We start from the raw sequence: 25362 nt of genomic DNA, 5'->3' as shown, positions 1-25362 counted from the left end.
CGCCTCCTCAGGCTTCCGGTACAGCGGCGGCCGGCCGCGCTGCGTGCAGTCGGGGCATCGGGTAGACGAGCTCCGTTCCCCGGTCGACGAGCGGGCGCAGCTGCTCGGTGATCTCGGCCTCGAGGTTCCAGGGGAGGACCACCACCACATCGGGCCGATCGGCGTCGAGGCGCTCCGGCTCGTGGATCGGGATCCGCGCGCCGGGCGTGAATCGTCCGTGCTTGTACGGGTTCCGGTCCACGGTGTACTCGAGGAGGTCCGTGCGGATCCCGCAGAAGTTGAGCAACGTGTTGCCCTTGCCGGGCGCGCCGTACCCGGCGACCCGCTTGCCCTGTGCCCTGCAGTCGAGCAGGAAGCGCAGCAGTTCCTGCCGGGCCCGTTCGGCGCTCGCCTGCAGTCCGGCGTAGCCGGACACCTCGTGCAGGCCGGCCTCGGCCTCCTCCCGCAGCAGTTCGGCCACGCGTTCCGACGGTGCGCCGGCCGCACCGTCGGGCCTGGCCCACAGGCGGATCGAGCCCCCGTGCGTGGGGATCGCCTCCACGTCGACCACCGTGAGGCCGGCTGTCGCGAGCGCCCGCTGCGCGGAGAGCACGGTGTAGTACTGGAAGTGCTCGTGGTAGACGGTGTCGAACTGGCCCTCGGCGACGAGCGGGAGCGCGTGGTGCACCTCGATGCTGAGCCAGCCGTCGTCGGCCAGGAGGCCCCGCAGGCCCTTCGTGAAGCCGAGCAGGTCGGGGATGTGGGCGTACACGTTGTTCGCGACCACCAGGTTCGCCGGCCCGTGCTCCGCGCGCACGGCGGCCGCGGTGTCCTCGTCGAGGAACGCGGTCACGGTGGGCACGCCCTTCTCGCGCGCGGCGGCGCCGACGTTGACCGACGGTTCGATGCCCAGGCACCGGACGCCGGCGGCCACGGCGTGCTGCAGGAGGTAGCCGTCGTTGCTGGCCACCTCGACGATCAGCTGCTCGGGGCGTAGTTCCAGGCGTTCGATCGCGCCGTGCACGAAACGGCGCGCGTGATCGACCCAGCTGGCCGAGTACGACGAGAAGTACGCGTACTCGGAGAACGTCTCCTCCGGGAGGATCAGCGCCGGGATCTGCAGCAGCAGGCACTCCTCGCAGATCCGCAGGTGCAACGGGTACGTGGGCTCGGGCAGGTCCAGCTCGTCGGCGGTGAGGAACTTCTCGCAGGGCGGCGTGGCGCCCAGGTCGACGACGCTGCGCAGTCGCGGCGAACCGCACAGACGGCACTTCATGAAGGCTTCCGTTCCTCGGCGTTCGTGGCCGGCGATCCCCTCGCCGAATCCGGTGTGAGTTGTCAGCATAAACCAGTCAACCCCCGTATTCGACGGCGGAGGTATTCGTCGTGCTCCGCGCAAAAGTGTTCGTGTGACGATCACCCCATTTCTGGTTGCAAATGGTGTTGGCGCATTGCGATCGCAACGTCGGCCGACTAGCGTGGCACAGGCAGTCGATCGACCGGCCCCGGCAAGCCCGCCGTCATGGTGAGCGTCACGGACGGATCGAACCAGGTCGACGGGGATGAGGACCCATCAGGTGTTCTCCCCGGTGGTCGCCACAGCGATCGGGAGCCTGGTCTGCGGTGAGGGTGTTGTCGCGACGGTCGTACGGATGCTTCGGTGCATTTCGTGCGAAACGGTTCGTGATCGCAATGCGGGTTGATGTTTATTCATGACCCTTTACTCGCCGTGCCGATTGCTGATCCATTGGAGTAGCGAGACGATCCTGAGGGGCCATGTCGATCGATTACATGACCGGTGCGCCGTCCACCGGTAGCGGCCCCGCCCGCGTAGCGGACCCCGTCGTGGACGAGTCCGTCGCCGAGGCTCCGCGCACCGTCGTCGACCCGGACGCGCGGGCCGGCCGGGCGCGCCTGGAGCGGGCCATCACCGGCGTCGACCTCATGATCGCGATCCTCGCCGGTGCAGCCGGCCTGTTCTGCGGCCTGGCCGAGCACGCATCCGCACCGGTGGTATTGGTGAGCACCACGGTCGCGGTGGCCGTCTGGTTCCACCTGCTCACCCGCAACGCGCCCCTGGCGGTGCCCGCCCTCGGGATGGGCGCGGCCGAGCTGCGGCGCGTGATCGGCACCGTGCGCACCGTCTTCGGCCCGCTCGTCGTGGTCGCGTTGTTCTTCCCCCACCTGCTGCCGCGGGCGCTGGTCGTGGTGGTCGGCCCGGTGCTGCTGGTCGGAACGCTGCTCAGCCGCCTGTGGTGGCGGCGACACCTCCGCGGCGACGGCCGCGCGGCGGCGGTCGCGCCCACCCTCGTGGTCGGCGGCTACGGGGCCGCGACGGCCACGGCGCGCGCGCTCATCACCGCCTCCCACTCCCGGATCGTGGGCGTGTGCCTGCCCGCCGGTGACGCCGCGCTGGCCGACGCGATCGAGGTACGGGGCACGCGGATCCCGGTGGCGGGCAGCGACCGCGAGGTGGAGGCCGCAGTCCGCGAGACCGGTGCGGGCGTCGTGATGCTCACGGCCACCGACGCCCTCGGCCCGGACGCTGTCCGAGACCTCGCGTGGCGCCTCGCGGCCATGGGCGTCGAACTCGTGGTGACCACCGGTCTCGCGGACGTCGCCGGCCATCGCTTGGCGCACCAGGACATCGGGGGCACGCCGATGGTGCACGTGGCGCATCCGCGACCGCGCCGCTCCTTCGGTCCGGGCAAGCGGATGCTCGACCTCGCCGTCGCCGGCGGCGGGCTCGCCGCGCTCGCCCCGGTCATGCTGGTCATCGCGATCGCGATCCGCGTCGACAGCCGTGGCCCGGTGTTCTACCGCGCGGAGCGGATCGGCGCCGACGGCCGCCCGTTCCGGATGGTCAAGTTCCGCAGCATGTACGTCGACGCCGATACCCGCCGGGACCGGCTGTCCGGTGACGACATGGGCGCGGGGCCCCTGTTCAAGGTCAAGGACGATCCGCGGGTCACCAAGGTGGGCAGGATCATCCGCCGCTACAGCCTCGACGAGCTGCCGCAGTTCTTCAACGTGCTCCGCGGCGACATGGCCGTGGTGGGCCCGCGGCCGGCACTGGCGCACGAGGTGGACCAGTACCCGGCGGTGATGCGGCGGCGGCTCCTGGTCAAGCCCGGTGTCACCGGTGCGTGGCAGGTCAGCGGCCGCTCCGACCTCTCGTGGGACGAGTCGATCCGGATCGACGTGGGCTACGTCGAGAACTGGTCGCTCGGCACCGATATCGGGATCATCGCCCGCACGTTCCGGACGGTGCTCACCTCGGACGGCGCGTACTGAGGCCCGTCCCCGTATCGTCGGAGCCGTGAACGACACGAGCGCGGACGTCGCGCCCCCGGTCGAGCGGCCACTGCCGACGGACCGGAGGACGTTGCTGTGCGTGGGTCTCGGCGGCGCGACGAGTGCGATCGCGGCGCACCTGCTATCCGATCAGTCGGCCTGGCGCCACCTCGCTTTCGACGCGCGGTTCGCCGGGATAGCGGTGATCACCTTCGTCGCCGGACTGCTGTTCCAGGCGCGGGCGCGGGTGGGGGACCGGTGGTTCGGCTTCCTCGTGTTCGGTGTGGGTGCGGGCCTCACGTCCGTGGGCGTCTACGCCGTGATCGGCCTGATCGCGGTGCCGCCCGCGGCCGGAGTGCGCTTCCTGCTGGTCGCCCCCGTCGCGGCGGCACTGGGATTCGCCGCCGCCGCGGGCGTGGTGCGGATCGCGCGAGCGGCGCGCCGATGACGGTGCTCGCGATAGGGGTCGGCGGAGCGGTGAGCGCGGTGCTCGGCTACCGGCTCGTGGCCGCGCCCGGCGACCCGTGGTTGCGGGTGCTCGTGGCGACGCTCGCGGTCTCGGTGGCCCTGGGCGCGGTCGCCCGGATGACCCGGATCGCCGCCGATCCCGGCTTCGCCGTCTACCCGGTGGCGGTGTTCGGCGCGGTAGTGAGCTTCGTCGGTATCGGGTGGATGCTGCACTGCACCCCGCGGCGGCAGTGGTGGCGCGCGGCCGTGATCCTCGGCGGCGCGGCCGCCGCCGCGCTGCTCGGCTACATCGCGATCGACGTCCTGGGCCTCGCGTACCTGAAGTTCCCCCGCCTCACCTGATCCGTCAGGCGGGCGGGAGCGCGATGTACTTGGTGTTCAGGTACTCCGCGATGCCCTCGCTGCCGCCCTCCGATCCGAGGCCGGACTGCTTGATCCCGCCGAACGGTGCCGCGGGATCGGAGATGACGCCGCGGTTGACGCCCACCATGCCGGCCTGCAGGCGCCGGGCGACGCGCTGCGCGCGGCCGATGTTCTCGGTGAAGAAGTAGGCGGCGAGGCCGTACTCGGTGTCGTTGGCCAGCGCCACACCCTCGTCCTCCGTGTCGAAGCCGACGATCGCGGCCACGGGGCCGAAGATCTCCTCCCGGCGGATCCGCGCACCGTCGGGAATCGCCTCCAGGACGGTGGGTTCGAAGAAGAACCCGGCACCGTCGACCTTGCCGCCGCCCGTGCGGACGATCGCCCCCGCGGCGACGGCGTCGTCGACCAGCGCCGCGATGGAGGAGCGCTGCTTCTCGGTGATGATCGGTCCGATCGTGGACGAATCCTCCCAGCCCGGGCCGACTTCCATCGCCGCCACCCGCTCGGTGAGGGCCGCGGTGAAGGCCTCGCGGATCCCGTTCTGCACCAGGATCCGGTTGGCGGCCGTGCACGCCTCGCCGCCGTTGCGCATCTTGGCGAGCATCGCCCCGTCGACGGCCCTGTCGAGGTCGGCGTCGTCGAAGACCAGGAACGGGGCGCTGCCGCCCAGCTCCATCGATGTGCGCAGCACGTTCTCCGAGGCCTGCGCCAGTAGCTTCTTGCCGACGGCGGTGGAGCCGGTGAACGAGACCTTGCGCAGCCGAGAATCGTTCATCAGCTCGGCGACCACGGCCGGCGCGTCCAGGGTCGGCAGTACCGAGAGGACCCCGGGCGGGAGGCCCGCCTCGGTGAACACCCGCGCCAGCAGCAGCATGGTGAGCGGGGTGTCCTCGGCGGGCTTGACGATCATGGTGCAGCCGGCGGCGAGCGCCGGGCCGATCTTGCGGGTTCCCATGGCGAGCGGGAAGTTCCACGGCGTGATCGCCAGGCACGGGCCCACGGGCTCCTTGACGACGGCGATCTCGCCGGTGCCCGCGGGTGCGGTGGCGGTGCGGCCGCCGATCCGAACGGCCTCCTCGGAGAACCAGCGCAGGAACTCGGCGCCGTACGCCACCTCGCCGCGGCTCTCGGGCAGCACCTTGCCCATCTCCAGGGTCATCAGGAGCGCGAAGTCCTCCGCGCGGGCGGTCACGGCGTCGAACGCGGCGCGGAGGATCTCCGCGCGCCGCCGCGGCGGGGTCGCGGCCCACTCGTCGGCCACCGAGCAGGCGGCGTCGAGCGCTGCTCGCGCGTCGGCGGGTGTCGCGTTCGCGACCGAGGTGAGCACCCGACCGGTGGCGGGGTTGAGCACCTCGAAGGTGCGGCCGGACTCGCTCGGGGCGGAGCGGCCGCCCTGCCACAAGCCGGTGGGGACGGAGTTCAACAGATCGGTGACGTTCACGGAGACCTCTCGGGTCGGGTACTCGCGGGTAGGTAGCAGGGAATGCAGACGAAAGCCCAGGTGGGCTTCTGGGCTAACGCTGTTAAGTCAGGAAGGGGGGTGGCCGGGTCAGGCGGCGGCTTCGCGGACGGCGGCCTCGAGGACGGTGAGCGCGTCGTCGAGCAGCTCGTCGCCGATCACCAGCGGCGGGAGCAGGCGGATGACGTTGCCGTACGTGCCGCAGGTCAGGACCACCACGCCGGCGGCGAGGGCCTTCGCCGCGACCGCCTTGGTCAGCTCCGGGTCCGGCTCCGAGGTGCCCGGCCGCACGAGCTCGATCGCGAGCATCGCGCCGCGGCCGCGGACGTCGCCGATCACGTCGAGCTCCCCGGCGAGGGCTCGCAGCCGGGGCAGGGCCCGCTCGCCGATGGCCCGCGCACGGGCGGGAAGATCGAGTTCGGTCATGGTGTCCAACGCGGCGAGGGCGGCGGCGCAGGCGACGGGATTACCGCCGTAGGTGCCGCCGAGGCCGCCGGGGTGCACGGCGTCGAGGAGATCGGCGCGCCCCGTGATCGCCGACAACGGCATGCCGCCCGCGATGCCCTTGGCCATGGTGATCACATCGGGCGCCACGCCCTCGTCCTCGCACGCGAACCATGTTCCGGTGCGGGCGAATCCGGTCTGCACCTCGTCGGCGATGAAGACGACGCCGTTGGCGTTCGCCCATTCCTGCAGCGCGGGGAGGAATCCGGGCGCGGGAACGATGAAGCCGCCCTCGCCCTGGATGGGCTCGATGATGATCGCGGCCACCGCATCGGCCCCGAGCTGCTTCTCCATCTGGTCGATCGCGCGACGGGCCGCGGCCGCGCCGTCGACGCCGGCGTCCCGGTACGGGTAGGACATCGGCATGCGGTACACCTCGGGGGCGAACGGCCCGAAGTCCTTCTTGTAGGGCATCGATTTCGCGGTGAGCGCCATCGTGAGATTGGTGCGCCCGTGGTACGCGTGGTCGAACGCGACCACCGCGTCGCGGCCGGTGGCCAGGCGCGCCACCTTGATCGCGTTCTCCACGGCCTCGGCGCCCGAGTTGAACAGCACGGTGCGCTTCTCGTGATCGCCCGGGTTGAGCGCGTTGAGCCGCTCGGCGACGGCGACGTAGCCCTCGTACGGCGTCACCATGAAGCAGGTGTGGGTGAACCGGGCGGCCTGCGTGGCGACGGCGGCCGCCACCCGCGGGTCCGAGGCGCCGACGCTGGTCACGGCGATGCCCGAGCCCAGGTCGATGAGCGAGTTCCCGTCCACGTCCAGGATCACGCCGCCGTCGGCGTCGGCGGCGTACACGGGAACGGAGGAGCCGACCCCGCCGGCCACCGCGGCGCGGCGGCGCTCCGCGATCCGCACCGACTCGGGCCCCGGCAGGGCGGTCACGAGGGTGCGCTTCTGGGGCAGGCGGTAGGCGATCTCAGTCATGGGTCTCACTGTGCTCCGCCGACCCCGCCCCCGCAGCTGCCAGAATGGAGTCGTCAACCTCGACTGGTCGACGGATTGGAGCGGCGGACGATGGCCGTCACGGTGCGGTGGCTGCTCGCGCAGCGGAGCCTCGGCCTGCGGCTGCGCGCGGGCGAGGCGGGGGTCGGCGGCGCCGTCACGTTCGTCATGACCACCGAGCTGGCCGACCCCACCCCCTGGCTGTCGGGCGGGGAGATGCTCCTGACCACGGGCATCGGCATCCCGCCCGACGGTGCCGGCTGCCGCGACTACGTGCAGCGGCTCGCGGCACGGGGCGTCTCGGCGTTGGGCTTCGGCGTCGGGGTTTCGCGGGACAGCGCACCGTCGGACCTGATCGCCGCCGCCGACGACGTCGGGCTGCCCCTGGTCGACGTGCCGCTGCCCACCCCGTTCGTCGCGGTGGCGCACACCGTGATCGACGAGCTGGCGCGGCGGGAGAACCGGTCGCAGGCGGCGGCCGCCCGGGCCCAGCAGCGGATGACGCGCGCGGCGGTGTCCGGCGGACCGTCGGCCACCCTGCGCGAACTCGCCGCGGGATGCGGGGGCGCGGCCCTCCTGCTGGATCGTGGCGGCCGGGTGGTGCTCGCCCACCCGGCGGGGGCCGCGGAGGAGTCCGGCCGCGCCGTGGGCGACCAGGCCCGGGCGCACCCGGCGTCGTCGGCGTCCGCACCCCGCGGCGCGGACACCGTGGTCACGCAGCCCGTCCGCGTCGGCGACCGCGGATACGGGCACCTCGCCGTTGTGCTCGCGCGCGAACCCGCGCCCGTGGACCACGTGCTCATCGGACACGCGAATTCGCTTCTCGCCCTGGACTTCGAGAAGCCCCGCCGGCTGCGCGCCGTGCAGTGGCGGATGAACGCGGAGGCCCTGCGGCTCGTGCTCTCGCCGGGCGGCGCCGCGGAGGGAGTGGCGCGGCTCGTGGCCGACGCCGCCGACGCCCACGGGGTGCGGGCGCTGGTGGCGATCGGCGGGACCGGCGCCGCGGACGACGTCGTCGCCGCCCTCCGCACCGCGCTCGACGATGCGGGGCGGCCGGCCTTCGTCGTGGACGCGGCGGGCGGGGTGGTCGCGCTACTCGGGGCCGACGACGATGCGGTGATCGCCGAGGCGCTCCTCGCGCGGGTACCGCGCGGCCTGCGTTCGCGGTTGCGCGTGGGGCTCGGTTCCTCGCATCCCGCGGGCGCCGTCGCCGAAGCCACGGCCGCGGGCACCCTGGCCGCGCGCTCCGCCCGCCCGGGCGGACCGCTCGTCGAATCCGCGGCGCTCGCCGGCCGCACCCTGCTGGCCGACGACGGGGCCCGGGACGTGCTGGCCGGCCTGGACCGCGCGCTGCTCGACCCGCTGCGTGCGCACGACGCCCGACACGGCGGAGCGCTGCTGCCCGCGCTGCGCGCGTTCCTCGAGAACAACGGCCAGTGGGAGGGCGCCGCCGCGGCCGCCGGCGCGCACCGGCACACCGTGCGCGCCCGCGTCGCGAAGGCCGAGGAGGTGCTGGGCGTGGACCTGCGCTCCGCCCGGGTGCGCGCCGAACTGCTGCTCGCCCTCCTGGCGCGCGAGGACGACTAGGAACAGGAGCCCTGGAGGGCGGCCTTCGCGGTGCCGAAGGACTGGTAGAGGTAGATGAGTTCCCAGTCGGCGGGGCCGTAGTCGTAGTAGCGGGGGACGGCGCGCATCACCGTCTGACCGGCGAAGCAGTTACTGAAGATGTACTCGGCGCGCGGCAGGTGGTACCCCCAACTGATCACGATGACGGACTTCCAGCCGTTCCGGTCCGCGAGCCGCTGGGTGAACATCGCCTCCCCGCGGGTGGTGCTCGGGACCGGCACCTCGCAGGTGATCGCCACCTCGCCGACGGTCCGGTCGCACAGCGAGCGCATGAGCGGGTCGTGCTCCCCGTAGGGGTCGGACAGCACGAGGTTCCGCGCGTACCCCGCCTCGGCGATCTGCAGGCCGTACTGCTCGCGACCGTCGTGCTCGCCGCCCAGCACGATCACCGCGTCGACCTTGCGCAGCGGATCGTCGTGCGCGGCGCCGAACACCAGGTACCCCACGCCGCCCACGGCGGCGAGCACGACGATCGTGACGAGCACCGTGCACCACAGCAGTTTTTGCAATCGCCGCACACCGGCAGCCTACCGGCGCGGATCTGTGACGCCGCTGTGACACCGTGCGAGACGGGTTGGGGCGCGCGCCGCGAACCATCGGACCGATGAGCAACCACCCGGCGACGGACGGATCCGCGTAGCGGTCACGGCGGCCCTCGGAGCGGCCCGGGCCCTCTCGGGGACGGCGCTGATCGCCGTCGTGGTGGCCGTCGCGGCGGGCGGGCTGACGTTCGCGGCGACCGCGCTCCCGGCCTCCGCGGAGCCCTCGGTCAGCGCCGACGAGTCCACCAAGGACGTGCGCCTGGCGCTCAAACCGCCCAGCTCGGGATCGCGCTCACGGCGATCGACGGTCAGCTGGCCCTCGTCCAGACCCGCCTGCAGTCGCAGATGCGGCGCGCCGAGCAGCCCCCGCCGCCGCCCCGGACTCCACCCGCTTCGCCTGGTCGCCGGCCCGCCGCTGCGGGGCAGTCCGCGCCGCTCGCTGATCTCGCGCGCGATCAGCGAGGTGCCGACGCCGGCGCACGGGTTCCGCAGCCCCGGCGCCGACGACACCGATCCGTGGCTACCCGTGGATTTCGCCCGCGAGCGCTGAACCGGTCAGCGGGCCGGTACCCGCACGTGGAAGTCCGCATCCTCGGGGCGGGAGAGCATGCGCACCATGGTCTTCCGGTCGAACGGCCACAGGTCGATGGTCCCGCCCTCGGTGAAGTACCAGGAATTGCAGCCCGTATTCCACACGGTGGGCACCATCGCCTCGGCCACCTGCCGGTTGAACGCGTCGGTGGCCTCCTCGGTCACCTCCACCGTCGCGAGCTCCCCGTCGCGGAACCGGGTGAGCCACTGCGCGATGTACTTCGCGCTGAGCTCCGCCGAGAACTGCAGCGAGATCGAGCCCGTCGGGGAGTTGGGCCCGAGCACGGTGAACAGGTTGGGGAAGCCCGGGACCGCCGTCATCCGGTACGCCCGCGGACCGTCGGCCCAGGCGTCGTCGAGCTTGATCCCCTCGCGCCCCGTCACCTCCATCGGCCGCATGTAGTCGTGCGCCCGGAACCCCGTGGCCAGCACCAGGACGTCGGCCTCGTGCAGCCGGCCGTCCGCGGTGCGGACGCCGCCCGGCTCGACGCCGGTGATCCGCTCGGTCACCAGCGACGCGTTCCGTGCCCGGATCGCCCGGTAGTAGGACCCCGAGACCACCTGCCGCTTACACAGGGGTTCGTAGTCCGGGGTGAGGTCCTCCCGCAGCCGCGCGGGGGCCTGCGCGCGCAGGGACAGCCGTGCATAGGCCTGCACGGCCCTCCGCCGCCACGACGGGGTGGTCACGATGTCCGCGAGGATCCCCGAGCCCCAGAGCAATCCACGGTGCACCCGGTCCAGCAACCCCGGCGCCCGGCGGAACAGCGCCGAGACCGCGCCGACCTGCGGCAGGCCCATCGGCGCCCACAGCACCCACTGCGGCGACCGCACGAAGTGCGTGATCCCCGCGGCGCCCGGCTGGAGCGCCGAGACCACCTGCACGCCGGTCGAACCCGTGCCGATCACCGCGATCTTCCTGCCGTCGGTGACCAGGGAGTCGTCCCACCGCGCGGTGTGCACGACGGGTCCGGCGAAATCGGCGAGGCCGTCGATGTCGGGGATCGCGGGGTTCTCCAGCACGCCCGTGGCGCACACCACGAAGTCCGCGACCATCGTCTCGCCGGTGCTCAGGGTGAGCGTCCAGGTGCCGTCGGCATCGTCGAACTCGGCGGCGAGGACCTCTGTGTCGCACCGGATCCGGTCCGCGAGCCCCAGCTCGTCCACCACGTCGCGGTGGTACCGCTGGATCTGCGGGCCGGTGGCCCACACGCGTTCCCAGTCCGGCTTCGGCGCGAACGCGAACTGGTAGATCTGCGACGGGACGTCGCAGGTGAGGCCGGGGTAGTGGTTCCAGTACCAGACGCCGCCCACGTCGGAGCCCTTCTCCAGCACGACCCAATCGGTGAATCCCTGCTGCTGCAACACGTACGCGGTCGAGATGCCGGCGACGCCGGCGCCGATGACCACCACCCGGGGTTCGGTCATCGCGCCGCCTCCAGGCCGCGGCGCACGGCGGCGGGCGCGGTGCGGCGCGCGGCCTCGAAGGCCCGCGCGCGGCGTCCCCGCGCCATGAAGTTCGCACCGAGGCCGGCCAGGTCGGCACCGTCGGGCGCGATCACCGTGACCTTCTGGCCCCGGGCCCTCGCCACGGCCACCTCCTGCCAGAACACGGACGACATGGGTCGGCGCAGCGCGGTGTGCTCCAGCAGGCCCCCGAGGCCCGGGCCGCGGACGCCGGGTGCGGAGGCCATGGAGACCACCGCGACGATCTCGTCCGCGTCGGCGGGGGAGACCAGGTCGACCGAGGCGGTCGACGCGGCGCCCCCGTCGACGAACGTGCGGCCCTCCACCTCGACGGGCGGCATCCACGCCGGGATGGCCCAGGACGCGCGGAGCGCGTCTCCGACCGTGGCCTTCGGCGCACCCGGCGCGCCGAACGCGACGCGCTCCCCCGAGGCGGGTTCGTACGCCACCATCCGCGCCCTCGGGGGCACAGGCCCGCCGGGCCCGGCGACCGCGTCGGCCAGTTCCTGCAGCCAGCCCGCGTCGCCGCGGCCGCGCGGCGCGATCCCGGTGAGCGGCGCGTGCCCGCCGCGGCGGCTCCACAGCGTGGACGGCGCCGACGGGAGCGAGAACGGAAGCCGCGGCAGCGACGGCGGGGTGGCGGCCAGATGTCGTTGCAGCACGGGATGTTCCGAGCGCCCCTCCTGCATCGCCACGAGGTCCGCCACCGAGTACCCGGCCAGCATCGTGATGATCTCCGAACCGGCGGAGGTGCCCTGCAACACGGCGGCGTCCCGCACGTCCCAACCCGACTGCTCCTCCAGCGCCGCGAGGGCGGCGATCGTCCACGCGCCGCCGATGGTGCCGCCGCAGCCGATGACGAGGGCCCGGGTCATCGGGCGGCCTCCTCGGCATGCGCGCCGGCGTGGCGCTCGATCCGGTCCGTGTACGCGCGGCGGGCGCCCGCGTCGAGCGCGAGCCCGCGGCGGTCGTCGGCCAGCCTGCGGGCGAGCCGCTCGACGGGTTCGGGGACGAAGGCCTCGACCAGGCTCCACCCGGGCGCCACCCACTTCGGCACCGAGGTCCGCGCCGCGCGGGTGCGCAGCGTGTCGACGACCGCCGCCGCGACGTCCTCGGGGTCGACGGTGGGCAGCGCGCCGCCCAATTGCGCGCCCGAGGACAGCTCGGTGCGCACCGCGGCCGGGAGGATCGCGCAGACGGAGACGCCGGTCCCGTCGTACTCGCGCCGGGCGCCGAGCGAGGCGCCCAGCGCCGCGTACTTACTGGCGTTGTAGGTGACCATGCCCGGGATCGGGATCATGCCGGCCATCGACGCGATGTTGACGATGTGCCCGCGGCCGCGGGCCACCATGCCGGGGAGCGCGGCGCGCATGCCGTTGAGCATGCCGCGCACGTTGACGTCGAGGATCAGGTCGGTGGTCGCCTCCGCCTCGGAGTCGAACGCGCCCAGTGGCATGACTCCCGCGTTGTTGACCAGCACGTCCACGGGGGAGTCGATCTCGGCGAGGAAGGCGTCCCACGAGGCGCGATCCGTCACGTCGAGCAGGGCGGCGCGCGCCCCCGGGATCCCCGCCGCGGTGGTCTCCGCGACCTCGCGATCCACGTCGCCGATCCAGACGCGCGCGCCGTGCCCCGCGAACAGCCGGGCCGTCGCCGCGCCGATGCCGCGTGCACCGCCGGTGATCACGACCGTCGCGCCGTCCAGTGCGTCCAGGTGCCGGCGCGAGGTGCCGAACAGTGCCATCGAGGGGTCCTTCCGTCGATCCGTCCTCAGAATGAAACCGACAGTATCCGAATACCGAAGGTTTTTGAAGACCGGATGGCGGTATTCTTCTCCCATGGCGAGGCTGACCCGGGCGGAACAGCGCGCGCAGACGCGCGCCGACCTGCTGACCGCGGCGCGGGCGCGGTTCCTGGAAGTCGGCTACACGGCGGCATCGCTCGAGGACATCGCCGACCGCGCCGGGTACTCCAAGGGCGCGGTCTACTCCAACTTCGTGGACAAGCCCAACCTGTGCCGCGAGGTGCTCGCCGCGCTCCATGACGACAAGATCGGCCAGCTCACCGAACTGGCCACCGCCCCCGGCGACCTGCAGGACCGCATCGACCGGATCGCCGAATGGGTCGAGCGCACCGTCGGCGACGTGGGCTGGACGATGCTCGAGCTGGAGTTCGTCACCGTCTCCCGCAACGACCCGCACCTGCGCGCGATGGTCGTGGACCTGCGCAACGCGGCGCAGCGCACCGTCGTGGACATGCTGCGCGCACTCCTGCGCGGCGACGCGCCGGACGACGCGATCGCCGACGCCGAGGCCGATCTGTACGAACTGGGCGACACGGCGGATCTGCTGCTCAGCGCCGGCATCGGCCTGGGGATCCAGCGCGCCGTGGACCCCACTCTCTCGGCCGAGCCCGTCATCGCGTCGATGCGCAGCACGCTCACGATGCTCGCGGCCGGCGTCCTGTAGCCGGCCGCGTCCGCACGCGCCGCGCCCGCACGCTCAGCCGGCCAGCGGCGGATTGACGCGCGCGAAGCCCTCCTGCCGCCGGTACGGGAAGTAGGGGTACGGGGCCTCGGTCGCGCTCGCCGCGTCCAGTCGGGCGATCTGCTCCGCGTCCAGGCGCCAGCCCACCGCGCCGAGGTTCTGCCGCAACTGCTCGACGGTGCGCGCGCCCACGATCACCGAGGACACCGTCGGCCGGCGCAGCAGCCAGTTGAGCGCCACCTGCGGCACGGTGTGCCCGGTCTCGGCGGCGATCTCGTCCAGCACGTCCACCACGGAGAACAGCAGCTCGTCGTCCACCGGCGGCCCGAACTCGGCGGTCCGGTGCAGCCGGCTGGCCTCGGGCAGCGGCGCGCCCCGGCGGATCCGGCCCGTGAGCCGGCCCCACCCGAGCGGGCTCCACACCATGGCCCCCACGCCCTCGGCCGCGCCGAGCGGCATCAGCTCGCGCGCGTAGTCGCGGCCGATCAGCGAGTAGTAGACCTGGTGCACCACGTACCGGTTCCAGCCGTGGCGATCGGCGGCGGCGAGCGACTTCATGAGCTCCCACCCGGCGAAGTTGGAGACGCCCACGTACCGGATCTTCCCGTCCGCCACCAGCCGGTCCAGCGTGGACAGCACCTCCTCGACGGGCGTGCCCGCGTCGTGGGCGTGCAACTGGAACACGTCGATCCGGTCGGTCCGCAACCGCCGCAGCGCCGCCTCCACGGCGTCGATGAGGCGGCCCCTGCCGGTGCCCGCGTCGCCGGGGCCGTCGCCGGTGGGCAGGCCCGCCTTCGTCGAGATCAGGACGCGATCGCGGCGGCCGGCCAGCGCCGCGCCGAGCACCTCCTCCGAGGCGCCGTCCGAGTAGACGTCCGCGGTGTCGAACATGGTCATGCCCGCGTCGAGTGCGACGTCCACGATCTCGCGGGCCTCGGCCACGTCGGTGCTGCCCCACGCGCCGAACAGCGGGCCGCGCCCGCCGAACGTGCCCGCACCGAAGCTCAGCTCGGGCACCAGTAGGCCGGAGCGGCCCAGTCGTCGGAACTCCATCTCTCATCCTCCTAAACGGAATAGTTATCCCGTTAGCGACGGTAGCACCGATCCGGTTCTAATGAAACAGCAGTACCGTTTACGATGGGTGAATGAGCGGACCGACGGAACGGCCGGGCGGGCGCACCGCCCGGGTGCGGCGCGACGTGCTGCGCGCGACGGGAGACATCCTGGCCGAGGGGGGATTCGAGGCGCTCGACCCCGCCGAGGTCGCCCGCCGGGCGGACGTGGGGAGGACCACCGTCTACCGCCGTTGGCGCGGGCCGACGGGCCTGGTCGCGGACCTGCTGACGCAGATGGCCGACGATTCGGTGCCGCGCACCGAGACCGGCGGCCTCCTCGGCGACCTCGAGGCCCAGGCGTCGCTGGTACGGCGCACGCTCTCCGATCCGCGGCAGGGCCGGCTGTTCAAGGCCGTCATCGCCGCCGCCACCTGCGACGACGGCACCGCCGCGGCGTTGCAGCGGTTCTACGATGCCCGCACCGCGGAGTGGGCGCCGTGCGTCGAGGCGGCCGTCGAGCGGGGCGAGGCGCCCGCGGGCACCGACCCCGCCGCCGTCATCCGGGCGGTGTCGGCGCCGCTGTACTACGGCCTGCTGACCCGCACCGAGCCCCTCACAGGGCACGACGCCCGCGCCGCGGCCCACGCCGCCGATGCCGCGGTCCGCGCGGGCGTGTTCGTGCGCGCCGAGCGGCCCGGAGGCGGGGAGCGGTGATCGGGCGCGGAATCCCGCGCGACCTGCGATCGTGAGGGCGGGGACCAGGAGCGGAGGCGGCGTGAGGATCTTGATCGTGGGCGCGGGCGCGACCGGCGGTGCGTTCGGCGCGCGGCTCGTGGACGCCGGACGCGACGTCGCGTTCCTCGTCCGGCCGGCCCGCGCGGAGGCGCTCCGGCGCGACGGGCTGCGGTTGCGCGCGCCCGACGGGGACGCGACCCGCCCCGCCCGGGCGATCACCGCCGCGGAACTGCACCGCGAACCCGCCGGATTCGACCTGGTGATCGTCACCGTCAAGGCCGCCGGCCTCGACGCCGCGATCGAGGACGTCCGCCCCGCGGTGGGCCCCGGCACCGTCGTCCTGCCCGTCCTCAACGGCATGGCCCACCTCGGCCCGCTGGAGGAGGCGTTCCCCGGGCGGGTCCTCGGGGGCCTGGCCCACATCGTCGCGTCGCTCGAGGACGACGGTGCCGTGACCCAGCTGACCGACCTGTCCGTCGTCACCGTGCCCGCCGGGCACCCCGCACTCGCGGAGGCCCTCGACGTGCCCGGGATCGACCTCGTGGTGAGCCCGGACATCACCGGCGCGATGTGGGAGAAGTGGGCGTTCATCGCCGCGATGGGCGTGGTGTGTTGCCTGTTCCGGGCGCCGATCGGGGCGGTTCTGGAGGCGGGCGGCGAGGCGCACGTGCGCGCGGTGATCGCCGAGACCGAGGCGGTGGCGGCCGCCGCGGGGCATCCGGTCTCCGCGGCGTCGCACGAGCGGACCGTCGCCGTGCTCACCGCGACCGGTTCCCCGGTGACCTCGTCGCTCTACCGCGACCTCGTCGCCGGGCGGCCCACCGAGGCCGAGCCCGTTCTGGGCGACCTGGCGGCGCGGGCCCGCGGGCTCGGGGTGGCCGTCCCGCTCCTGGACCTCACGCTCACCCAGGTGCGCGCGGACGCCCTGCAGCGCGCGACCCGCTGACGAGCGCCGCCGGCCTACAGCAGGACCAGCGCCTCGCGGTGCACGGCGACGGCGCGGCCGTCGTCGAGTTTCACGGACACGGCGTCGCCGTCGGCGCTGAGCACCGTGCCGTAGGTCAGGGCCTCCTCGCGGAGTTGCACACGATCGCCAGGGGTCATCGGAGGTCCACCTCTATCTGTACTTGGACCGGGCAACATTAATTCGCTGCACGTGCCGATGTGGGGTATTCACGGGAAGTTCACCGGACCCCGGTGGGACAGATTCTTCAGATCTGTCCCAACTGCGTGTACAGTTCCCTCGACCGCCCAATCAGGAGGACTGGAATGACGGCCGTGCAGATCCGCACCGAGCTCGCCGAGCAGTGGCCCGCCCCCGCGGAGCCCCAGCCGGTGGGCCTCGACCCGTTCTTCGACGCACCGTCGGGCTTCGAGGACGCGCCCGAGGGCACCGTGCTCCGCCACCGCGACGTGACGATCGGCTTCCTCGGCCGGATCAAGCAGAAGGTGCGCGCCACCCAGCTGCTGTACCGCACCGTCAACATGCACGGCGAGCCCGAGGTCACCGCGACCACCGTGATCGCCCCGGCCCGCGGCGCGAAGCCCGGCGCCCCGCTGGTCTCCTACCAGTGCGCCATCGACTCCCTGCACCCCAAGACCTTCCCCTCCTACGTGCTGCAGCACGGCGTGCGCACCGAGGACGCCTCGTTCCCGCAGATCGAGTACCTGTTCATCGCCGCGGCCGTCGCCAAGGGCTGGACCGTGTCCGTGCCCGACCACGGCGGCCAGACGGGGCGCTGGGGCATCCCCCGCGAGCCCGGCTACATGGTGCTCGACGGCCTGCGCGCCGCGCTCGCGCACGAGCCCCTCGGCCTCGCACCCGACACCCGCCTCGGCGTCTGGGGCTACTCCGGCGGCGGCCTCGCCACCTCCTGGGCGGCGGAGATCGCACCGTCGTACGCCCCCGAGCTGAACCTCATCGCCGGAGCCGTGGGCGCGCCCGTCTCCGACCCGGGCAACGTGTTCGTGTACCTGAACAACACCCTGTTCACCGGCCTGCCCACGCTGGTGATCGCCGCCCTGGCGCGCGAGTACCCGACGCTGCGCGAGGTGCTCGCCGAGCACGTGAACGACAAGGGCCGCAAGGTGTTCTACGAGGACGCCCTCGACTGGACCCCCGAGCGCGCCATCCGCAAGATGGCGCACAAGGACTTCGGCTACTACTGCGACGGCATCACCTTCGAGGAGATCGCGAAGCTGCCGAAGCTGCTGGAGATCTTCGACGACATCCGGCCCGGGCAGGCCTCGCCCACGGTGCCGATGCTCGTGGTGCAGTCCACCAGGGACCAGATCTCGCCGGCCGGCGACGCCGCGGCCCACGTCGAGCGCTACGCCTCCGGCGGCACCCACGTCGAGTACCGCACCGACGACTGGAGCGACCACTTCTCCATGCACTTCATGTCGGCCCCGCTCCTGCTGGGCTGGCTCGCCGACCGGCTCGACGGGAAGCCCGCGGTCGCCGCCGGGCACCGGCACACGCGCTCGATCATGGCCTCGCCGCGCCAGCTCGGCCGCACGGCGCGCCTCGCCGGCACCCTCACCCGGGTGGCCCTGGGCCGCCGGATCTGACGGCGCCCGCCCGCCCGGCCTAGCGGGCCGGGGTGGTCGTCGTTGTCGTCGTCGCCGCGCGCTTCGGCGTCGTGGTGGTCGTCCGCGCCTTGGTCGTCGTGGTCGTCTCGGCCGACGTCCGCGGGGCGGTCGTGGTGGTCGTCGCCCGCTTCGACGTAGTGGTCTCGGCCTTCGAGCTCGACGGTGCCCTGCTGGTGGTCTTCGTCGTCTCCTCCGACGTCGACTCCGCGGACTTCCGCCGGGTGGTCGTCGTCGTGCTGGTCTCGTCGGACGTGGTGGCGCGGGCCCTGGTGGTCGTCTCGTCCGTGGTCGTCTTCTTCGCCGACGTCGTGGTCGTGGTGGCGGACGACGTGGACTTCTTCGCCTTCGAGGTGCGGCGGGTGGTCGTCGAGCTCTCGCGGTCGCTCGCGACCCGCACGTCCACATCGTCGCCGTACAGGGTCATCAGATCGGCACGGGAACCGCTGTAGAGCGTCGCGCCCCGGATCGCCGCGGCGGTCGGCATGACGACCTTCGCGTCGGTGTACGGGTTGCCGAGCACCTGCTGGCCGGGTGCCGCGGTCACCACGTCGGCCCGGCCGGACGTGGGGATCGTGGCGAGCGTGAGGCCCGGGTACACGGGAGGCGCGGAGTAGGTCTCCCGGGTCACCGTCGTGGACGAGTAGATCGGCAGGTACGGCGCGACGACCCGCGCCTGGTCGCGGACCGCGACCGGCCGGCCCGGCGTGACGGCCCACACGGGGAAGAACAGGTCGTCCCGGAACCGCGGATTCGGCTTCGCGTGCGGGTTGCCCGGCAGGTTGATGCCGATCGACGCGGAGATCACGGGTTGCGGCCGGGGCTTCGTCCAGCTCTTGGGGTACACCCACATGACCGGGACGTCGGCGCGGAACTCCGGCTCGAACCACGGGGTGGGCCAGGTGTCGCGCTCCTCCCACGGGCGGGGCTCGCCCGGATGCCACGGCCGCACGCCCAGCTGCCGCCCGTACAGGGTCCAGCAGGTCTGCGCCTGCACGTCGGGGCCCGCGACCCAGTCGTTCCACGCGCCCGTCTCGCAGATCTCCTGGTACGCGGCCAGCTGCAGGTCCGTGTAGTTCCACGGCCGGGTGTTCGCGGGTCGCTCGAACGGCGGGGGCGGCGGGGCCACATCCGGCGGGGCGACCGGCAGCCCCGGCACGTCGGGCGCCTTGGGGTAGTAGACGGTGGCGTCGCCGCCCGTCGCGGTGATCGTGCCCTGCTGCAGGCCGGCGTTGGCCACGGCCTGCGCGGCGACGGGGTCGCCGAGCATCGTCACGTCCCGGGCGGGGGAGGGGACACCGTCGGTCTGCCAGGCACCCGGGTTCGCCGTGTACTGGTCGCCCGTGACGGACGACCAGGAGATGGGGCTGTCCGCCTTGTCGTCCGAGCCGCAGGAGACGAGGGCGGCGGCCGTGAGCAGTGCCGCCGCAGCGGCACCCAGCTTCTTCGCGTGCATGGCTGATCCGATCCGATCGGTCGTGCTTCGCGCTGGTTTCGTAACGCCTCAGCTCTCCACTGAAGCATGCGTGTTGTTGCAAGGTCAAGTCATTTCGGGCCCCCGACGCCGCGTCTTCACGCGGATTCCACACGGTTTCTGCCCTGGTGTCCGCGCAGGTAGGATGGCCCGCGTGAGTCATCAGCACGGGGACACGGTTCGTTCGTCGCGCACCCTCCGCATCTGGGGGTGGGTCGGCGCCGCGGTCGCGCTCGCCACGTCGCTGGTGCATCTGCCGATGCTGGGCGACAACAGTTGGGTGGTGTCGATCATCGTCGCCGCCATGCTCATCGGGTGCGCCCACTGCTCCGTGTGCCTGTTCCGCAACCCGACGGTGAGCGCCTGGGTGCGGACCGCCGCGATGGGCGCGATCATGATCGCCCTGCACCCGGTGCTCATGTCGGCGATGGGGCACGGCTCCGGCGGCTCGGCGATGGCCGGGATGGACCACTCGGGCATGGACATGGGCGGCGACATGGGCGCGATGCACTCGATGAGCTCGATGCAGCCGTGGATGACGTTGATGGTCGTCTTCGCGGCCGCGGAGATCGCCGTCGCGGTCGCCGCGCTGGGCGTGATCGCCCTGCGCAAGCGGGCGGGCGCCAGGTGACGGGAATCACCGCAGGTCGTCGGTAACGACCGGGACTGAAGAAGAGATAGGTGAAGCGATGAACGCGACGACTGACTTCAAGCGACGGGGCCTGCGCCGCGCCGTCACCCTGGCCGCTGCGACCACCCTGGTGGTGGGCGCTACCGGTGGGGTGGCCCTCGCCGACCCCGAGACCACGACCAAGCCGACGGCACCGGTGAACGAGCTGCTGCTCAACTCGAGCGACTTCCCGGACGGGTACATCATCGTCCCGGCGCCGCAGCAGCGGCTCGCGAACGAGCTGGGTGCCGACCCGATGAGCCTCGCCAAGTCCGCGAAGGTGACGCCGGCCGAGTGCAAGAACGTCCTGCAGGCGGCCGCGGGCGCCGACGGCGGCGACGTGAACTCCGTGGCCGGGGTCAACGACAAGGACAAGAAGACGCTGAGCGAGTCCCTCGCCGCGCGGGACAGCGACGTCGACACGATGAAGACCGGCCTGCTCAAGCTGTGCTCGGACGTCACGATCGAGACGAACGACCCCAAGGGCGGCGTGATCAAGGTCCGCGCGAAGACCAAGGAGGTCGCGTCGGACACGCAGAAGGCCACCTTCGAGATCGCGCTGGACGGCACCCGCACCAAGGGCGGCGACTCCTTCCCGATCAACCAGAAGGTCCTGTTCGGCGCCGCGTCGCTGCGCGGCTACACCGTCGTGGTGCAGGGCACCAAGCTCGGCGGCGACCCGGACCGCGGTGAGTTCGACTCGTTCTTCTCCAAGTCGGTGAAGAAGATCCAGGACGCGAAGTAGCGGTGGCGACGGCCGCCCCCGAGCGCCCGTCGACGGCGCAACGGCCCGTCGACGGCCCTCGCGGCGGCACCGTCGCCCTCGTCGCCGGCGGCGTCGCGGCCCTCGCCGTGGTGCTGTGGCTGATCGCGAGCGAGGGCGACCTCCGCTACCTGGTCAACGGCGACAGCTACCCCGGCGCGCTCACCGCGTACGGCGCCGGCCTCGGCCGGCTCGTGGGGACCGTGGCCGCGGCCCTGACGTTCGGGACCGTGGCGTACGCCGTGTTCCGGACCCGCGAGCAGGACACGGGGGAGCTGGGGCTGCGGGGGTACCTCGCGCAGTTGCAGGCCCGACGGTACGCGGCCGTCTGGGCCGTCGTCTCCGCGCCGATGATCCTTCTCTCCGCGTCCGAGGGCGCCGGCCAGAACCTCCTCGACACCATCGAGGTGGGCGGCCTGGGCCCGCTGATCTCCGCGTCCGGGACCGCGAAGGGCTGGATGGTCTCGCTGGTGTGCGCGGTGGTCGTGGTGATCGCGCTGCGGAACGCGATGCGCTGGACCGCGCACCTGTGGATGCTGCTCCCCGCGGTGACGGGCCTGCTCGCGACCGTCGTCACCGCGAACGAGACGCAGAACGTGAACCACGACTACACGACCGCCGCCGTGACCACGCTCGCGGTCGCCGGCGCACTGTGGTTGGGCGGCCTGTGGACCGCGGTGCGCCTGCCCCGGCGCCCGGAGCGGCGGTGGATCGGGCCGGTGTTCGGGCTGACGGTGCTCGCCAACGGCGCCGTGGTCGCCGCGGTGATGGCGCCCGGCTCGGACCTCTGGGTCACCTGGTACGGGCTGTTGCTGGTCGCGACCGGCGCCCTGATCGCGTTGGCCTGCGGCGCCCACTACCTGCGGGCGCTCCCCGCGGCGGCGGCCCTGTTGACCGCCGCCTTCGGCACGGCGATCGCCGCGTCGGAACTGACCCCGCCGCCGTTCCTGCGGAACCGGCCCACCGTGGGCGAGAACTTCCTGGGGTACGACCTCCCGGATCCGCCCAGCGCGATGGGCTTCCTCACGCTGTGGCGGCCGGATCTGAACCTCGCGCCGTTCGCGATCGCCCTCGGCGTCGGCTATCTGCTGCTGGTGCGGCGCACCACGAACTGGCCCCGGTACCGCACCGCGCTGTTCCTGCTGGGCTGCGTCGCCCTGCTCACCCTGTCCAGCTCGGGCCTGCGCACCTACTCCAACGCCATGTTCAGCGTGCACATGGTGGTGCACATGCTCATGACCTCGATCGTGCCGGTGTTCCTCCTGCTCGGCGCGCCCGTGACCCTGATGCGGGACACCCTCACCGGGGCTCCGGCGCGGTGGCTCGAGACGTTCCTCGGTTCCCGCTCGTTCGTCGTGCTGATGCGGCCCGTCGTGCAGCTGGGCCTGTTCGCCGCCGTGCTGTACGGGCTGTACTTCACCCCGTTGTTCGACAGCATCGGCCGGTACCACTGGGGCCACCTGGCGATCTACCTCGCGCTGCTGTTCACGGGATTCCTGTTCTACTGGCGCGTGTTCCAGATCGACCCCGTGCCGAGCGGGCTCCCCTTCATCGGCCGGATCGGCATGCTGCTGGCGATGATGCCCATCACGATGGTGTTCGCGCTCATCATCATGACGATGGACGGGCTCGTCGGGTCGCGGCTGTACCTGTACCTCGACTTCCCGTGGATGACGGACCTGCACCGCGACCAGTTCGTGGGCGGGGTCGTCGCCTGGGCCACCGACGAGGCCGCGATCGCCCTCGTGACTCTCGGCCTGGTTCTGCACTGGGCGTGGAGCAACCGCGACGAGGAGTCCGAGCCCGACCTGCTGTGAGCCTCGCCGGGGCTCGAGACGTCTACGGGCCGGTAACGACCGATGTCGCGCGCCGCTCCGGCCGACCGTGCCCGAACCGGGCCGGAACCCGGTGCAGCTTCGACCATCCCGCCCACGTACGGAACTCCGCCCACACCCAGCAGAGGGCGAACACCGCGAGCGTGATGGCGGTCGCGCGGGCGGAGCCCCACGGTTGTGCGAGGGCGATCGGGATCGTCATCAGGAGCAGCGCTTGCAGGACGTAGGAGTCGAGTGATCGGGTGCCGACCATGACGAAGGGGTGGGAGGCGGCGCGACCCCACGCGTACCGGAGCACCAGGGTCACGACGGCGAGCACCGCGGGCAGGACCACCCAGGCGGCGACGAACCGGGCGGGCCCGAAATCGATCTTGTCGCCGAGGAACCCGTCGGCGGAACCGGTGTTCGTGATGGCCCGGCCCGCGGCGTAGACGGCCGCGGTGCCGAGGAGGAGCACGATCAGCACCCGCGGTCGCGCGAGCCGAGCATCGATGCGCCAGTCGTGCCACTTCCAGCCGATCACCAGCGCCGGGACGAACAGTCCCTGCCAGGCGCCCCAGTTGGCGGTGGCGCCGGCAGGGCTCTCGTTGGGCAGCAGGAACCAGGCGGGCGGCGCCAGGACCGCCCACCCGTACAGCGCGAGGGACAACGCGACGATCGGCTTCCACCAGCCCCTGCGGAGCAGGGGGAGCAGGCCGAGCGCGCTGCACATCAGGACGAAGTAGAGGACCAGGATCTCGCCGCCCGAGGGTAGGTAACTCATCGTGACGACGTGCACCAGGGGGTGGGGGACCTCGCCGATCGGGGCGAGGCCCAGCTGCGGCGCGGGCGGGTCCGTGAGGGAGACGAGGGCGGCGACGGCGCACAACAGCACCTGGCAGAGGTAGATCGTGGCGATCCGGCGGATCAGGCGTTCCCGGGAGGTGGCGAAGCCGTCGTCGCGGTCGATCCACCGCCGGTGGACGACGCCGAGGATCAGCCCGGACAGCAGGACGAACGCGGAGGCACCGTCGAAGAAGGGGATCTTGTGGGTGGGCCAGGACAGCACCGAACCCTCGGCGAAATGGCCCGTGATCATGCTGAACACCGCGAGCCCGCGCGCCGCATCCACCGCGGTCAATCTCTTCCCCACCAGGAGAGTGTAGGCGGAGGCGATGCGATTGCAAGCTGAGCGTTAGGATCGCTGGTCGTGACCAGCCGAGTTCCGCCACCCCGCCCCGCGCCCTCCCGGGAACGGCGCGAAACCTCCCGGCGATGGCTTGAGCCGGCCGCTGCCGGCGCGATCGTCACCGCCGCGAGCGTGGTCGTCGCGTGGGGCGGGGTCGTCGTCACGTCGGCCGGCGACGATCAGGCGCGTTTCCACCTCCCGTCGGTGATGCTGCTGCGCGCGACCGCCCCGGACTTCGACCTGGTCGGCATGCCGACGGCGACGGGGCCGCTGTACCACGCGGTGGTCGCCGCCCTTGCGGGCCTGTTCGGCCTGGGGCCGGCCGGGACCCAGGCGGTCGGTTCGATCTTCGCCGTCCTCCTCGCCGTCGTCGCGGTCCATCACGTGCAGCCGCTCCCGACCTGGGTCGCGCGCGCCGTCGCGGTCGCGCCTCTCCTGCTCTCCGCGTACTACTGGCAGTCCGCGCTGTGGATGCTGACCGACGACGCGGCGATGCTGTTCGCCTTCGGCGCGCTGGCGCTCAGCACGAGGTCGGCCGGCGCCCGGGGGCAGCTCGCGGTGGGGGTGTTGATCGCCGCGGCGATCGCCACCCGGCAGAACTCCGTGTGGCTCCTCGTGCCGGCGTGCGCCGCGCACGTCGTGTGCGGGCCCGGCGGCCGGCCCGCGTGGCCGGGGGCGGCCGCCGTCGCGCGGTTGTGCCTGCCCGGGGTCGCCGTGCTCGGGGCCCTCGTGGCCGTGTGGGGCGGCGTCGCCCCGCCCGCCGGCCGGGCGATGAACGCGATGCACACGAGCCCGGCGGCGCCGTCGTACGTCGCCGCCGTGGCCGCCGTGTTCCTGACGCCCGTGCTGCTCGCTGCGGTGGATACCGCGTCGATCCGCAGGCATTTCGCAATCGCGTCCGCGATGGGCGTGCTGGTGGCGGTCCCCGCCCTCACGTTCCCGAGCGCGGCCACGGCCGCGCCCGACGACTCGCGGCGCGGCGGCCTCGTCTGGGCGCTCGTGGGCGCCTTCCCGGACCTCGGGGGGCGTTCGCCGGTGCTGGTGGTGCTCGCGTTCGCGGGTGGCTTCGTCGCCACGGTCCTCACGCTGACCCTGCCCGCGCGCTGCGCGGCGGTGCTCGCGGGCTCGCTGGTGGCGCTCGCCGTGGTGCTCGTATCGGGCGCGCAGCTGTATCAGAAGTACGTCGAACTCCCCGTCGCCGTGCTCGTGGTGCTGGTGCTGGTGCAGCTCTTCGCCGCGGACCGCGTCGCGCGGCGGTGGCCCCTGGTCGCGCTCGCCGCCCTGCAGGCCCTGTTCACCGCCGGCCTGGTGGTTCTCCCGATCCTCCGCACGCTGGTGGTCTGACCCCGAAT

24 protein-coding genes are annotated in these 25362 nt (G+C 72.7%); 13 read left to right on the top strand and 11 right to left on the bottom strand.

Annotation, left to right across the window (positions count from 1 at the left end; genetic code table 11):
* Window positions 1-7: 7 nt before the first annotated feature.
* Window positions 8-1255: a class I SAM-dependent methyltransferase gene (locus BN39_RS05865; protein WP_040765929.1), complete on the bottom strand. Its 1248-nt coding sequence runs from the start codon at window positions 1253-1255 to the stop codon at window positions 8-10.
* Between the two features lie 500 nt (window positions 1256-1755).
* On the opposite strand from BN39_RS05865, the gene BN39_RS05860 reads away from it, so the two are divergent.
* From BN39_RS05860 to BN39_RS05850, 3 genes are read left to right on the top strand one after another with little or no spacing between them, the layout of a single operon-like run.
* A complete protein-coding gene (locus BN39_RS05860) occupies window positions 1756-3273 on the top strand; it encodes a sugar transferase (RefSeq protein ID WP_019201437.1) in 1518 nt (505 codons plus the stop codon).
* Between the two features lie 25 nt (window positions 3274-3298).
* The gene (locus BN39_RS05855; RefSeq protein WP_019201436.1) at window positions 3299-3721 is read left to right on the top strand and encodes a hypothetical protein; all 423 of its coding nucleotides are present in this window, start codon (window positions 3299-3301) and stop codon (window positions 3719-3721) included.
* Entirely contained in the window at window positions 3718-4083 is a 366-nt protein-coding gene (locus BN39_RS05850; protein ID WP_019201435.1) for a hypothetical protein, read from the top strand. Before BN39_RS05855 ends, BN39_RS05850 begins: the two co-directional genes overlap by 4 nt.
* 4 nt (window positions 4084-4087) lie before the next feature.
* Here BN39_RS05850 and BN39_RS05845 read toward each other — a convergent pair whose 3' ends face one another.
* Both BN39_RS05845 and gabT read right to left on the bottom strand, forming a co-directional pair.
* On the bottom strand, window positions 4088-5545 hold the full coding sequence (locus BN39_RS05845) for an aldehyde dehydrogenase family protein (protein ID WP_019201434.1): 1458 nt from the start codon (window positions 5543-5545) through the stop codon (window positions 4088-4090).
* Window positions 5546-5653: 108 nt separating this feature from the next.
* Window positions 5654-6994, bottom strand: a complete 1341-nt coding sequence (gene gabT / locus BN39_RS05840) for a 4-aminobutyrate--2-oxoglutarate transaminase (protein WP_019201433.1) — start codon at window positions 6992-6994, stop codon at window positions 5654-5656.
* 90 nt (window positions 6995-7084) lie between these two features.
* Here gabT and BN39_RS05835 point away from each other — a divergent pair, with 90 nt between their 5' ends.
* Window positions 7085-8599 (top strand): PucR family transcriptional regulator, encoded by a 1515-nt coding sequence (locus tag BN39_RS05835; protein WP_019201432.1) that lies wholly within the window; start codon window positions 7085-7087, stop codon window positions 8597-8599.
* Here BN39_RS05835 and BN39_RS05830 read toward each other — a convergent pair.
* On the bottom strand, window positions 8596-9156 hold the full coding sequence (locus BN39_RS05830) for a YdcF family protein (protein WP_040765927.1): 561 nt from the start codon (window positions 9154-9156) through the stop codon (window positions 8596-8598). The genes BN39_RS05835 and BN39_RS05830 overlap by 4 nt on opposite strands.
* 181 nt (window positions 9157-9337) lie before the next feature.
* Here BN39_RS05830 and BN39_RS05825 point away from each other — a divergent pair, with 181 nt between their 5' ends.
* Entirely contained in the window at window positions 9338-9730 is a 393-nt protein-coding gene (locus BN39_RS05825) for a hypothetical protein (protein WP_019201430.1), read from the top strand.
* A gap of 5 nt (window positions 9731-9735) precedes the next feature.
* Here BN39_RS05825 and BN39_RS05820 read toward each other — a convergent pair whose 3' ends face one another.
* Genes BN39_RS05820 through BN39_RS05810 form a run of 3 tightly spaced genes read right to left on the bottom strand, consistent with a single transcriptional unit; the run spans window position 9736 to window position 12979 of the window.
* A complete protein-coding gene (locus tag BN39_RS05820) occupies window positions 9736-11196 on the bottom strand; it encodes an NAD(P)/FAD-dependent oxidoreductase (RefSeq protein ID WP_019201429.1) in 1461 nt (486 codons plus the stop codon).
* Window positions 11193-12110, bottom strand: coding sequence for a patatin-like phospholipase family protein (locus BN39_RS05815; protein ID WP_019201428.1), 918 nt, complete (start codon window positions 12108-12110; stop codon window positions 11193-11195). Before BN39_RS05815 ends, BN39_RS05820 begins: the two co-directional genes overlap by 4 nt.
* Complete coding sequence (locus BN39_RS05810) at window positions 12107-12979, bottom strand: SDR family oxidoreductase (protein WP_019201427.1); 873 nt, start codon at window positions 12977-12979, stop codon at window positions 12107-12109. The genes BN39_RS05815 and BN39_RS05810 overlap by 4 nt, the downstream gene beginning before the upstream one ends.
* 94 nt (window positions 12980-13073) lie before the next feature.
* Between BN39_RS05810 and BN39_RS05805 the strand changes: the two genes are divergently transcribed.
* A complete protein-coding gene (locus tag BN39_RS05805) occupies window positions 13074-13703 on the top strand; it encodes a TetR/AcrR family transcriptional regulator (protein ID WP_019201426.1) in 630 nt (209 codons plus the stop codon).
* A gap of 33 nt (window positions 13704-13736) precedes the next feature.
* Here the strand turns inward: BN39_RS05805 and BN39_RS05800 are convergent, their stop codons facing one another.
* Complete coding sequence (locus BN39_RS05800; protein WP_019201425.1) at window positions 13737-14774, bottom strand: aldo/keto reductase; 1038 nt, start codon at window positions 14772-14774, stop codon at window positions 13737-13739.
* 92 nt (window positions 14775-14866) lie between these two features.
* On the opposite strand from BN39_RS05800, the gene BN39_RS05795 reads away from it, so the two are divergent.
* The gene (locus BN39_RS05795; RefSeq protein ID WP_019201424.1) at window positions 14867-15490 is read left to right on the top strand and encodes a TetR/AcrR family transcriptional regulator; all 624 of its coding nucleotides are present in this window, start codon (window positions 14867-14869) and stop codon (window positions 15488-15490) included.
* Between the two features lie 61 nt (window positions 15491-15551).
* The gene (locus tag BN39_RS05790) at window positions 15552-16457 is read left to right on the top strand and encodes a 2-dehydropantoate 2-reductase (RefSeq protein ID WP_040765926.1); all 906 of its coding nucleotides are present in this window, start codon (window positions 15552-15554) and stop codon (window positions 16455-16457) included.
* 14 nt (window positions 16458-16471) lie between these two features.
* Here the strand turns inward: BN39_RS05790 and BN39_RS23425 are convergent, their stop codons facing one another.
* Window positions 16472-16615 (bottom strand): hypothetical protein, encoded by a 144-nt coding sequence (locus BN39_RS23425; protein WP_159103228.1) that lies wholly within the window; start codon window positions 16613-16615, stop codon window positions 16472-16474.
* 165 nt (window positions 16616-16780) lie between these two features.
* On the opposite strand from BN39_RS23425, the gene BN39_RS05785 reads away from it, so the two are divergent.
* Window positions 16781-18082 carry a lipase family protein gene (locus BN39_RS05785; protein WP_019201421.1) on the top strand — a complete coding sequence of 434 codons (1302 nt, stop codon included), beginning with the start codon at window positions 16781-16783 and terminating at the stop codon, window positions 18080-18082.
* Between the two features lie 19 nt (window positions 18083-18101).
* On the opposite strand, the gene BN39_RS05780 is transcribed toward BN39_RS05785, so the two are convergent.
* Window positions 18102-19556: a hypothetical protein gene (locus tag BN39_RS05780; RefSeq protein WP_019201420.1), complete on the bottom strand. Its 1455-nt coding sequence runs from the start codon at window positions 19554-19556 to the stop codon at window positions 18102-18104.
* Window positions 19557-19728: 172 nt separating this feature from the next.
* Here BN39_RS05780 and BN39_RS05775 point away from each other — a divergent pair, with 172 nt between their 5' ends.
* Genes BN39_RS05775 through BN39_RS05765 form a run of 3 tightly spaced genes read left to right on the top strand, consistent with a single transcriptional unit; the run spans window position 19729 to window position 22824 of the window.
* Complete coding sequence (locus tag BN39_RS05775; protein WP_040765924.1) at window positions 19729-20205, top strand: hypothetical protein; 477 nt, start codon at window positions 19729-19731, stop codon at window positions 20203-20205.
* Between the two features lie 58 nt (window positions 20206-20263).
* Entirely contained in the window at window positions 20264-20989 is a 726-nt protein-coding gene (locus tag BN39_RS05770) for a hypothetical protein (protein ID WP_019201418.1), read from the top strand.
* A 2-nt stretch (window positions 20990-20991) separates the two neighbouring features.
* Window positions 20992-22824, top strand: coding sequence for a cytochrome c oxidase assembly protein (locus BN39_RS05765; RefSeq protein ID WP_019201417.1), 1833 nt, complete (start codon window positions 20992-20994; stop codon window positions 22822-22824).
* A 22-nt stretch (window positions 22825-22846) separates the two neighbouring features.
* On the opposite strand, the gene opgC is transcribed toward BN39_RS05765, so the two are convergent.
* On the bottom strand, window positions 22847-23974 hold the full coding sequence (gene opgC, locus BN39_RS05760) for an OpgC domain-containing protein (protein ID WP_148281426.1): 1128 nt from the start codon (window positions 23972-23974) through the stop codon (window positions 22847-22849).
* A 57-nt stretch (window positions 23975-24031) separates the two neighbouring features.
* Between opgC and BN39_RS05755 the strand changes: the two genes are divergently transcribed.
* Window positions 24032-25354: a hypothetical protein gene (locus BN39_RS05755; RefSeq protein WP_148281425.1), complete on the top strand. Its 1323-nt coding sequence runs from the start codon at window positions 24032-24034 to the stop codon at window positions 25352-25354.
* The last annotated feature ends 8 nt before the right edge of the window (window positions 25355-25362 follow it).

This window comes from Tsukamurella sp. 1534, assembly GCF_000312385.1.
In the GTDB taxonomy this organism is placed as follows: Bacteria; Actinomycetota; Actinomycetes; order Mycobacteriales; family Mycobacteriaceae; genus Tsukamurella.
The sequence above is the reverse complement of the archived record's forward strand: the minus strand, read 5'-3'. Positions and strand labels throughout refer to the sequence as shown.

Coding starts and splice junctions, on each gene's coding strand:
- BN39_RS05815 (WP_019201428.1), bottom strand. CDS start 12,110: ATGACCCGGGCCCTCGTCATCGGCTGCGGCGGCACCATCGGCGGCGCG.
- BN39_RS05770 (WP_019201418.1), top strand. CDS start 20,264: ATGAACGCGACGACTGACTTCAAGCGACGGGGCCTGCGCCGCGCCGTC.
- BN39_RS05860 (WP_019201437.1), top strand. CDS start 1,756: ATGTCGATCGATTACATGACCGGTGCGCCGTCCACCGGTAGCGGCCCC.
- BN39_RS05865 (WP_040765929.1), bottom strand. CDS start 1,255: ATGAAGTGCCGTCTGTGCGGTTCGCCGCGACTGCGCAGCGTCGTCGAC.
- BN39_RS05850 (WP_019201435.1), top strand. CDS start 3,718: ATGACGGTGCTCGCGATAGGGGTCGGCGGAGCGGTGAGCGCGGTGCTC.
- BN39_RS05835 (WP_019201432.1), top strand. CDS start 7,085: ATGGCCGTCACGGTGCGGTGGCTGCTCGCGCAGCGGAGCCTCGGCCTG.
- BN39_RS05810 (WP_019201427.1), bottom strand. CDS start 12,979: ATGGCACTGTTCGGCACCTCGCGCCGGCACCTGGACGCACTGGACGGC.
- BN39_RS05805 (WP_019201426.1), top strand. CDS start 13,074: ATGGCGAGGCTGACCCGGGCGGAACAGCGCGCGCAGACGCGCGCCGAC.
- BN39_RS05795 (WP_019201424.1), top strand. CDS start 14,867: ATGAGCGGACCGACGGAACGGCCGGGCGGGCGCACCGCCCGGGTGCGG.
- BN39_RS05800 (WP_019201425.1), bottom strand. CDS start 14,774: ATGGAGTTCCGACGACTGGGCCGCTCCGGCCTACTGGTGCCCGAGCTG.
- BN39_RS05780 (WP_019201420.1), bottom strand. CDS start 19,556: ATGCACGCGAAGAAGCTGGGTGCCGCTGCGGCGGCACTGCTCACGGCC.
- BN39_RS05785 (WP_019201421.1), top strand. CDS start 16,781: ATGACGGCCGTGCAGATCCGCACCGAGCTCGCCGAGCAGTGGCCCGCC.
- BN39_RS05820 (WP_019201429.1), bottom strand. CDS start 11,196: ATGACCGAACCCCGGGTGGTGGTCATCGGCGCCGGCGTCGCCGGCATC.
- gabT (WP_019201433.1), bottom strand. CDS start 6,994: ATGACTGAGATCGCCTACCGCCTGCCCCAGAAGCGCACCCTCGTGACC.
- BN39_RS23425 (WP_159103228.1), bottom strand. CDS start 16,615: ATGACCCCTGGCGATCGTGTGCAACTCCGCGAGGAGGCCCTGACCTAC.